The sequence below is a fragment of the Methylobacterium sp. ME121 genome (assembly GCF_000974725.1).
GTDB lineage: Bacteria > Pseudomonadota > Alphaproteobacteria > Rhizobiales > Beijerinckiaceae > Methylobacterium > Methylobacterium radiotolerans.
This window is the reverse complement of record NZ_BBUX01000065.1, coordinates 24,048-34,106: the sequence shown is the minus strand read 5'-3', so window position 1 is coordinate 34,106 and position 10,059 is coordinate 24,048. Positions and strand designations below refer to the sequence as shown.

Annotated in this window: 9 protein-coding genes; 6 read left to right on the top strand and 3 right to left on the bottom strand. The window is 65.6% G+C overall.

Features of this window, described 5'->3' with window-relative positions; genetic code table 11:
- The 3 genes from ME121_RS34335 to ME121_RS34330 form a co-directional block, all read right to left on the bottom strand.
- Positions 1 to 565 (bottom strand): hypothetical protein (locus ME121_RS34335; RefSeq protein ID WP_491892890.1); only part of this gene is annotated, 565 nt, incomplete at its 3' end.
- Between the two features lie 51 nt (positions 566 to 616).
- Entirely contained in the window at positions 617 to 1,591 is a 975-nt protein-coding gene (locus ME121_RS26550) for an AAA family ATPase (protein WP_059409902.1), read from the bottom strand.
- Positions 1,588 to 1,974, bottom strand: coding sequence for a hypothetical protein (locus tag ME121_RS34330; RefSeq protein ID WP_143739261.1), 387 nt, complete (start codon positions 1,972 to 1,974; stop codon positions 1,588 to 1,590). The genes ME121_RS26550 and ME121_RS34330 overlap by 4 nt, the downstream gene beginning before the upstream one ends.
- 643 nt (positions 1,975 to 2,617) lie before the next feature.
- On the opposite strand from ME121_RS34330, the gene ME121_RS26545 reads away from it, so the two are divergent.
- The 6 genes from ME121_RS26545 to ME121_RS26520 all read left to right on the top strand — a co-directional run bounded on the left by ME121_RS26545 (position 2,618) and on the right by ME121_RS26520 (position 10,039).
- Complete coding sequence (locus ME121_RS26545) at positions 2,618 to 2,974, top strand: hypothetical protein (RefSeq protein WP_059409901.1); 357 nt, start codon at positions 2,618 to 2,620, stop codon at positions 2,972 to 2,974.
- 187 nt (positions 2,975 to 3,161) lie between these two features.
- Entirely contained in the window at positions 3,162 to 5,207 is a 2,046-nt protein-coding gene (locus ME121_RS26540) for an AAA family ATPase (protein ID WP_059409900.1), read from the top strand.
- Entirely contained in the window at positions 5,200 to 5,436 is a 237-nt protein-coding gene (locus tag ME121_RS26535; RefSeq protein ID WP_059409899.1) for a hypothetical protein, read from the top strand. Before ME121_RS26540 ends, ME121_RS26535 begins: the two co-directional genes overlap by 8 nt.
- 617 nt (positions 5,437 to 6,053) lie before the next feature.
- Positions 6,054 to 6,650 (top strand): hypothetical protein, encoded by a 597-nt coding sequence (locus ME121_RS26530; RefSeq protein ID WP_059409898.1) that lies wholly within the window; start codon positions 6,054 to 6,056, stop codon positions 6,648 to 6,650.
- A 90-nt stretch (positions 6,651 to 6,740) separates the two neighbouring features.
- Entirely contained in the window at positions 6,741 to 8,975 is a 2,235-nt protein-coding gene (locus ME121_RS26525) for a TnsB C-terminal domain-containing protein (RefSeq protein ID WP_059409897.1), read from the top strand.
- Entirely contained in the window at positions 8,972 to 10,039 is a 1,068-nt protein-coding gene (locus tag ME121_RS26520; RefSeq protein WP_059409896.1) for an ATP-binding protein, read from the top strand. The genes ME121_RS26525 and ME121_RS26520 overlap by 4 nt, the downstream gene beginning before the upstream one ends.
- The last annotated feature ends 20 nt before the right edge of the window (positions 10,040 to 10,059 follow it).

Below are 10,059 nucleotides of genomic sequence, written 5' to 3'. Positions count from 1 at the left end.
CATCCAGACTATCGGTCCACAGGTCTTGTACTGAGGTCGAACGGATTAGAGCGGCGCTTTCAAAGAGCTTGAAGCGCCGCGGTCGTCCTGTGTCGTCCTCGTAGGCCTCGTCAGAAGTTTCATCGTCGGACCCAACCCAATTGCCGTAATCTTCAAGGTTGCGTCGTAGTGTGCTGAGGGTGGCTGGGGTCGCAAAGAACGTGGCTTGATCGGTCTTTTGCTCGTAATCTGAACCAGCAACAGGCTTCCTGCGCACATTCAACAGCGCGAATCCTTGGCTCGAACGTCCTTGCCCAACCCTCAAAAGTATGTCCGGGCGCCCCTCAAACGTAACTGGCATTCCTCGCTTGTTTTTTCTGACCCCTGACGCCTTCTGAGCAGCCATGTATTCGTCGATGTCAGAAACGGCAGCGTCAAGACCTTCCGAGAGGATCCTGGCATGCTCGGCTCTGTCCACGACCGGGCGCACCTCCTTTTCAGAACCCATTCCGATTGCACGAAAAGACTCGGACGCCACGCCCAATCCACGGATGTGGAGGTGACGATAGAGATTACGCTCTGCCATGCCTAGGAAACGCTGATCACCGGGACGCCCGCAACAGGCTCGGGAGCGAGCTTATTGCGCGTGTACTATAGTGCGATCCGTTAGGGCCTGACAGACAAATTCCGTGGTGATTTCAGAGCCGTTGTCGAGGACGGCATCCCGCGCCGCATCCGATGCTGCCGCGACAATATCGGCCTGGCTGAGGCCGGGCGTGCAGCCGTCGATGCGTTCCCAGTCAAGCACTGAGAGATCGAATGCATGAAGGTGCTTGACCAGCACCCGCCGGGCGTCTTCCGGTGACGGCTTGTCATAGACGAACGCCGCGTCGAAACGACGGAAGATCGCCGGGTCGAGGAGCGAACGGAGGTTCGTTGCGGCGATGACGATGCTGCCCGAGGCGTCATCTTCCAAGAACTGTAGGAAGGAGTTTAGCATCCGGCGGGCCTCGCCGATATCATTCTCCGATGAGCGCCTGGAGGCCAGGGCGTCGACCTCGTCAAACAGGTAGACGCCGCGTGTCGTCATCATCGCATCGAACACAAGCCTCAGCTTGGCCGCGGTCTCGCCCATGTACTTGGTGATGATGCCGTCGAGTAGGACCGTCATGAGCGGCAGACCGAGCTCGCCGGCGATAGCCGAGGCAGTCATGCTCTTGCCCGTGCCGGGAGGGCCAGAAAACAGGAATTTGCGACGGGGCGTGAGGCCCTTGGCTTGGAGTGCTTCCGCCTCCTCATGCTCGCGGACGAGTCGACGCAATCGTCTCTCGATGTCACGCCCAACCACGAGATCGGCCATCCGGACATCCGGGTACGTTGCCCGCATCATGCCCGCGAGTTCGCCCCGAGCGGCAGCGATAGGCGTCGGCTTTGCCTGTGGGGTCGACCTAAGTTTTGCGCGCTTCACCGCGGCATTGATATCGTCGGCGACTTTGGTTTTGCCCGAACGCGCAGCCTCATCCGCGATGTGCTCTGCAATGGCTAGGAAGTGGCCACTGTCACCGTCAGCATGGCTGCGGATCATCGCGATGACATTTCTTGAGCTGGTCATCGGCCGATCCCGTTGCCGTCGCGTCGAATCGCGAGGGCAAGCGCCTTCTCGATATCTGGTGCCATCGTAGTTAATTCTCGCAATAAAAGCAATGATTTTCTGAGCGCCGAGATATCTGGGTCGGACGTCCTCAAAGCTGCGCCTGGCACGTCCCACGCGCGCTTCTCAAGGAGCGCTTCGACGCGCGCCGAAAGATCCCGTGAGAAAGCCTTTTGCGTCATGCTGCGTGTCAGGTTCGAGGCGCTTGTGCCGAGCATCTGGGCGACGGCGGCTCGACTAAGGCGCTGAGCCTGCCTCGCCTCTTCGAGGCGACGACAGAGTTCGGGGTCGCTGCGACGGGGTGGACGGCCAGCCATGATGCTAAAATTGATTTTATTGCTCATTTGTCAAGCCGTCCCAGGCGGCTCCGGGCTCGCGGAAACCCCAAGGTCCATCGTTGCTGGGCGTCAGTTGGACGAGGGCATACGGCCGTCGCTGTTTGTGGCGCGACGGCCGTATGCCCTTAGGGTGCGGGGGCTGGGAGCATTCGCCAGCACTAACCCTTTGCCGGGGACTTTGGCGGGCATCCGGTCGCCGTTGGCTGCCCCAAGCTCGGCTATCCACGCCCTCTCCAGCCAGGCGCTTCAGGAAAGTTCGCTTGTCTCAATGGCGCAGGAATTAACTTTGCCGAATTTAGTCCACACCTACTTCGGCGGGACAACTTGAAGATCAGCACGTTTACCTGCATTTAAGGCGCCATGTTCGCACTGATGAAATGCATGGCGATCCGGGCGGGGATCCCCGCGCCGGGCCACGCCGATTCTTCCTCCCGCGGATAGCCGCGCGTCCCCGCACGCGTGCCCGGGAGGCCCTCGAAGGTTCCCTCCCGATGACGACCACCGCCCTGCGAAAATCAGCTGCCCTCCACGGCCGAGGCCACCCCGGCCGCGATCCATCACGGGCGCTCGCGCGCCTTCCCGATACCCGCTGAGGGCTGACCCGCCGCCACGGAGCGCGGCCGGCTGCCCCTGCGCGGAGGCGGCCATCATGATCGAGTACAAGAATAGCCCTGGCCGGGAGCTTCATCGTGCCCCCGTTGACGAGGCTGAGAACCACGGACCCGCGGCCCTTTCGGCGCCGCCGCCAGTAACGGAGGATCCCGCCCGTCACGTTGGCGAGGTCTTCCGCCGACTGACCCTAGCCAGCGAGGCCTACCCTGGCACCGCGTTCGCCCGCATCGTCGCGGCGGTGCTCGTCGCCCTCGGCCGGGCCGCGCTGGTTGAAGCCGAACGGCAGGCCGCCAGGCTGCGCGAGAGGACCGCGCCGGCCCCGACCGGGGTCCGGCTCTCCGCGACCGCCCGCAGGGTGGAGTTCGACGGCCTCGACCTGACCAGTCCCGAATAGCCCCGGCATGCGCAGGAGCCTCGAAATGTCCCGCCACGACCGCCTGAAACGGATCCCGCCTGCTGCCACTTGGCAGCTGGCTCGCCGCATGCCCGCGGCGTGTCCTCCTCTCATCCCATCCGACACACCCACCGGGGCCTGACCGGCGCGCGAGGACGCGCGCGGCGGCCTCTCGATTGAGGCCGTCATGAGCAGTAGCAAGACGAACCCCAAGAAGCGCCTCGACCACCTGGCCCGCGTCGGCAGTCGCGTGAACCGTGGGCAGCCGGTCGACCCGACTGCCGCCGAAGGCTCGGAGCAGGAAACGACCGGCTACGAGTTCTTCGAAGGCGAGGACGAGCAAGCCAAGGCCGAGCCGATTGCCTTCAGCAGCCCAATCCATACGCTGGCCAAGGCTACCCTCGCCTCGGCGCTCACGGTGGCGCAGCGTCGGAGGATTGCCGGCTCCCCTCGCCTATCGGTCCTCGTCGAGGCACCGACGCCGGCCTGGATCCAGCCGCTCCGCCGGGCCATCGCGGCGATGGGTCCGTGGGCGAAGCTCGATGCCCGCGATGTCGTCAGCCGTCCCAGGCTACGGGCCGAAGAGGGCGAGGCCGAACTCGTCGAGCTCCTGGCCGCCGGTCGCCGCGTCGCTGTCGTATCCTGGCTGCCCGAACGCTACGTGCCGCGAAGTTTCGTCGACGCGGCGGACATCCGGGTCAGCCCGGGCCATCCGTCCCCAACGGTCTTGCGCCGAGTGATCCGCGAGGCGACCGGCACGCGTCCCCGTCGGATGCCGGCATCAATTCAGGGCGCCGACTACCCCGACTACCTCGCCGCGATCAGGGCTGGAGACGGCGCGGCCGCCGCCGTACGGAGGCTGGAGGCGATTGCCCGTGCGCGGACGCTTCCCGCCGGCGACCTCGACGACGTGCCCCTCGTGGGAGACATGGTGGGTCTTGGGGACGCGGGCGCCTGGGCACGCCGGGTGGTCGCCACCATCGAGGCTTGGCGACGCGGCGAGGGGCTATGGCCGGCCGGCAGCCTGAACGCCTGCCTGGCGAGCAGGCCGGGCCTGGGCAAGACGACGCTTCTGCGGAGTCTTGGCAAGTCATGCAACTTGCCTGTCATTACCACTTCCGTCGCAAGCTGGTTTGCCGGGTCCGGTTATCTCGACGATGTGCTTCGTCGCATGCAAGATGATCTTCTACGCGCTTCGTCTTCTGCTCCATGTATTCTGTATTTCGACGAGGCCGATGCCTTGCCTTCGCGGGCTGGCGGCGAAGATCGGCATGCCAGCTACTGGATGCCCATCCTCGGAGCCCTTCTCAGCTTCCTGGATGGCCTTGGGCTGCATGGGACGGACGCGTCGCGGATCATCGTCGTCGCGGCGACCAACGCTCAGGAGCGCATCGATCCCGCGCTGCTCAGGCCTGGGCGTCTCGGGCGCGTCATCCGGATCCAACCACCGGACGCCGATGCTTTGGCCGGGATCCTACGCCAGCACCTGCACGGTGACCTCGCCGACGCCGATCTCGACGGGATCGTCTCCGTCGGACTCGGCGCCAGCGGGGCCGAGGCGAGGGCTTGGGTCGAGACGGCCCGACTGAAGGCCAGGCTCGCGGGTCGTGCGATGGAGTTGTCGGACCTGTTGGCCGAGGCGGCACCGGCGGACGGGAGGTCGGAGGCGTCGGTGTGGCGCTGCGCATGCCACGAAGCAGGGCATGCTGTCGCCGTGGCGAAGACAGGCGGACGCAGGGTCCGGCGCATCAGCATCCTGGCGCACGGGCAGACCGGTGGCCACACGCTCACGACCGGGGAGGACACCACGATGTCCCCGGAAGGCATCGAGGCGGTGATCGTCGGCCTGCTCGGAGGCCGGGCGGCCGAAGAGGTACTCGGCCTCGGGCTTTCGACCGGGAGCCATACCGACCTGGGCGAGGCGACCTCACTCGCGGCCGCGCGCCTAGCCAGCTACGGAATGGGGGGTAGCCTGGTGCAAGGGGCGCCGGCGGATCGAGCCGCAGGTCTTCTCCTGGCTGACCAGGAGCTTCGCCTTGCGTGCGAGGCCGACCTGCAGCGCCTCTACGGTGTCGCCCTCGGCATCGTGCGGCAACATCGCTCGCTCGTCGAGGCGCTCGCGCGCCTGCTCGTCACCCGACGGGTGGTGGACGAACAGGCCTTCCTCCAACTCGTCGAGGCCCACGACAGAGGGCTCCTCTCCGCCGAGCAGGGCGGGCCGCACCATGGATGAGGCTGTCATGGCGCTTCTTGAGACCTTCGCCGAGATCGAGCGCGAGCTCGGAAGGCGGGTCTTCGAAGCTGTGGTCGAGCGGGCGCGATTGGCGGTCGCCGCCGAAGTCATGGTCGAGGCGGAAAGGAGGGCGATCCGTAGGACGCGAACGCTCCCCTGTTCCCCCGACGGCAAGGTCATTTCGTTCCCGACACGGGCCCACGGGAGGGAGGGAGTTGGCGATGCCTGACCGTCTCGCGCACCATGCCGAAGGAAGCCATTCCGCCCCGCGGGCCCGCCATTCCCCGGGAGTGGGGCCGCCGACCCGACGCCATCCACAGGCGCATTCGCCGGCCAGGGTTTTGTTAACGCGTCCTCAGGCGGGGCGGTGGCATGGTCGACCTACCGCCCACAGATCGACCCATGGCCATGAGATGGCCGCAACCGGAGGAGGACAGCCATGCTCAGCATGATCGTACGTCAGCCCCGGTCGGGCGGCGCCGTCCAGGCGATCAAATCCCCCTACCGGTACTGACCCGGAGCGCCGTCAGGCGCCCGAACCTTCGAGAAAACCTGAAGGCGCGCCTTTGCGAGGCGCGATGTCATGCCCGCCAAAGGGGAGGTCCGGATGCCCAGCCGCCACCAAATCCTCGTCGAAAGAGTTCGTGCCCATCGAGCACGGTTCGGGAGAGGCGTCCCGGTGACTGGACGCATTCCCGCGGTCAAAGGTTGAAAGGCTGATCCCGGCCAAAGGGGGACGCCGACGGTCCGCGGCAAGCGGCCGGCGGTCTCGTCGGGTATGACTGGGCGGATACCGATCCGAACCGGCATCCCGCGCCGAAGTGGGGTGGCGCGTCCACCGGCTCGGTGGTCGATCCCTTCCGGGGTGTCGAGTACGTCTACGAGAGCGAGCCGGAGCGCGCGGTCCTGACCGTCTTCGCCTCGCTCGCCGGCGTGCGACGTATCCGAGAGCAGCGGACGGTGAGGTACGACCGTGGCGGCGTCCAGCACCTCTACACCTTCGACATCATCGTCGAATGGGAGAACGGGTTCCGGGAAGCCATCGCGGTCAGGCAGACCGAGGCGGCCCTGCTGGCGGATGACACCGTCGATGTGATCAAGGCGATCTGCGCCCAGCGTGGGCCTGAGATCGCCGACGACTACCGCGCGATCACCTACGAGACCCTCGACCCAGTCGCGGTGCTCAACGGACGCCAGATCCTGCGGTGCGGTCGTGATCACGACTACGTCGGCCAAGCAGCGGTCCGGAAGGCTCTCGCTTCGCTGGGGCCGATCACGACCTTCCGCGAGATCGCCGCCGCGACCGGCCTCGGCCACCGCGGTGTTCGGGCGGCGACGGCGCTGCTGCAATCCGGGATCCTCGCGAACCCGCCGGAGGAGCGGCTCGACCTCGACCTCCCGCTTGAGAACCGTGTCCCGGCCGGAATCGGCCGGCAACACTAACCATCCCTCTTAATCGGGCCGAGAGGCCGCTGCGGGAAGGTGACGGCATCCGTCACCTTCCCGCAGGAAGTTCACCGGGCAGCAAGGACGATGTCAGCTGAACGCTACAAGCTTGGATGCCACGACCGGGTCACCATCGATGGTGTCCATTATCGCCCGGCCGGCAGGAAGGGGCGGGCGAACCTCCTTCGCCTCGTCGTCAACAACGCCGTCGTGGATACGACGCTCAAGCCTCTGAGCGACGAGGAATACGCGGCACTTCGGACGGCCAGGAAGATCCGCATCGAGGAAGGCTTCTACTCGCTTGCCTTCCAGCTTCTTCGGGACCGGGCCGCAGGCACGAACCTTTCCGACCTGTCGGACCTGCCTGACGAGGTCCTGCGGGACATCGCCTGGAAGGTCGAATGGTGCGTACGCTTCCGGCACGCCCAGAAGGGGGTGGCAGGCCACGAGATCCGCAGGAACAAGACCACGGAAGACCTAACCGCCTTCATTGAGGGCGAGAGGGAGTTGATGCACGACTGGTACATCGAGACGTTCGGGCTCAAGCGTCCGCTGGGCCGCAAGATCAGCGGTCAGCCTCGCAAGCCCTACGACTATCCAGGTGCCTCGACACTGCGGGAATGGATCAACCTGCTCAATGAGGGCGAGGACCAACCAGGCGTGTTCCGCCCCCAGTATCACCTGTGCGGCCGACGCAATCAGGTTGACGAACGGGCGATCGGCATCGTCGAGAAGCACGTCGGCCAGTTCGCCACTGGCAACAGGATCAAGCCATCCGACGTGTTCGCGCGGATCAAGGCCGAACTCTTGGTGCTGAACCGCCGCTTGCAGCCGGAATGTCCCATCTCGGTCGGCGAGAGCGCCGTCCGGCGGCGCATCAAGAAGTTGCCCCCGATCCTAATCGACTTGGCACATCTGGGTCCCAAGCGAACCGAGCTGAAGTACATGCCGGTCGGGAAGGGACTGGTGTCCGTCGATGGCCTGACGCCGCTCGCGTGCATGGAACGCGTCGAGATGGACGATTGGGAGATCGACCTCTTCACCGCCCTCAAGGACACGCGTGTCAGGCCCGATATCGGTCCCAAGGCGAGGGCTGAGGCGCGCCGCTTGAAGAAGAACCGCGTCGCGATCCGCTGCACGGTAACCGTCGCCATCGACGTGGTCACCAAGTGCATCGTGGGCCTGCACGTCACGCCTTTCGCGCCCTCAGCCGCCGGCTCGAAGTCCGCCCTTCAGAGCATCGTGGTCGACAAGGCGCCGATTGCGTTGTTGGCGGGGGCCCAGGGCAAGTGGCCCATGACAGCCCGTCCGCTAGAGGTCGCGACGGACGGCGGCCCGGCCTTCCGGGGCGACTTCCACGACGCCCTCGGCAGGCTGCGGGTCGAGCACCGATTTCCCGGCAAGGACCCTCGCACGCGTGGCACCATCGAGTCGTTCTTCGGCTCCCTGAAGAGGCTGTGCCGGATCTACACCGGCCAGTCCTTCTCCAACGTGGTCGAGAGGGGGGACTACCCTTCCGAGGAGATGGCGAGCCTGATCGTCGAAGACCTCTACTTCCGCCTCGTGCGCTTCATCGTCGACGACTATCACCAGAGGCCGCATTCCGGGCTTGGAGGCATGCGGCCCATTGAGGCCTGGCGCCGCGCCGACAACGACCTGGACCCGCCGCCGGACCACCACAACAGGCTGCTCGCCTTCGGCCTCCCGGTTCGCAACCGGGCCCTGGAAGAGGACGGCATCACCTACCTCAACGCCGTGTACAAGCACCCACTCATGGGGAAGCTGCGGGCATACCTTGGCGAACGACGGCTCACCATCGTCACCGACCCAAACGACATGGGCTGCGTGCTGGTCGGCATCGCGCCCGATCTCAGGCACCACTTCGAGGGTGACGGAGCCTACTTGGTGTTCGAGGCCGAAGGCCTTGACGGCACCACCCTTGCCGAATGGCTGAGGGAAAACCGCGCGCTGCGCCGCTTCGAGAAGGAGGAGGAGCTTGCCGGTAACCCATTCCGGCTCAGAGCGCTCCTCGACTTGATGGGCGATGCGGAGAAGGCGCGAAGGCGTGCCGGAGTACCTTCGCATGTCGTCTCGGCGGAGCAGCTGCGCTGTCTCGTGGAGAAGGTCGAGCGCGGGGGGCATGTCACGCTCTCGGAACGTCCGGCGCCGTCGGGCCCGCCCGTGAACGTGGACGCCCGTCCAGGCCAGATCGGGACCTCCCTGGCGACCCCGACCGGTGCACGGCGCCCCGCGCCGCCGCCCACCGCCGCTCCTACGGCCCTCGACGGCTCCGTCAACATGTTCGACGAGGATGACGAATGAGCGCCGACATGGACGGCCGCAAGGAAGCCGGCATCATGCCTGGCCCCATGGTCGACGACGCCGACGCGTTTTTTCATTCCCTGCGAGGGAGGTATTCGGACGCAAAGTTGAAGGTGGTGGAGCGGCTTGATCTTGTCGAGGCGGCCTACGTGGCTTGCGGCCGCGACAAGGTCTTGGGCGAAGTCTTCGATACGTTCCTGCAGCGTTTCGTCACCACAAGAGATGGTCGACGGAAGGAGGCGGACATCCTGTTTCTGACAGGGCCAAGCGGCGCCGGTAAGTCGGAGGCTATCGGACGTGTCCTCCGCCAGCACGAACTTCTGCAGACTCACCAAGCCTCGTTTGGGCCGATCTCCCCTTACGTGTCGATCAAGCTGTCCGGCTATACCCTTCCGCGCATTGCGGCGCACGACATCATCGTGGCCGCTGGACATCCCATGAAGTCGGATGCCGGTCGTGGCGACCTATGGAACGAGATGCCGGCGGCGCTTAAGAGGCGCTTGGTCTTCCTCGTGCACATCGACGAGACACAGCACCTGATCAAGGGGGAAGGAACCAAGAACGAGATCTCCGCGCTCGCCAACGCCATCAAGGGCGTTTCCATCTCATCGAGCTGGCCCGTGGCCTTCGTCCTTTCGGGGCTGCCGAAGATCGCTGCTCTTGCGAAGACCGACGAACAGTTCGAGCGTCGCGCCTTCTGGGTCGACTTCCCCGACGTCCAGATGCCGGCCGAACGCAAGCTCGTCGTCCGCATCCTCCGGAAGCTGGCCGAGGCGGGTGGCTTGAACATCGGTTCCATGGGGGACACCGACATGCCGGAGCGCATGGCGCGCGCTGCACGCTTTCGGTACGCACGCATCTGCCAAGGCGTTGTCGCCGCCATCCACGTGGCCTTGCGCGCCGACCCCAACGCCACGGAACTGCGTCGTGAGCACTTCGCCTTGGCCTACGCGAACCAGTCTCGCGCCCGCGGCCACAACCACATGAACCCGTTCCTGGTGGACGATTGGGCCAAGCTTCCGGAGGGTTCGTTCCTCGGTGAGCCCGGGGACGAGGAGCGATGACCATAAGGGCGCCTGTCCAG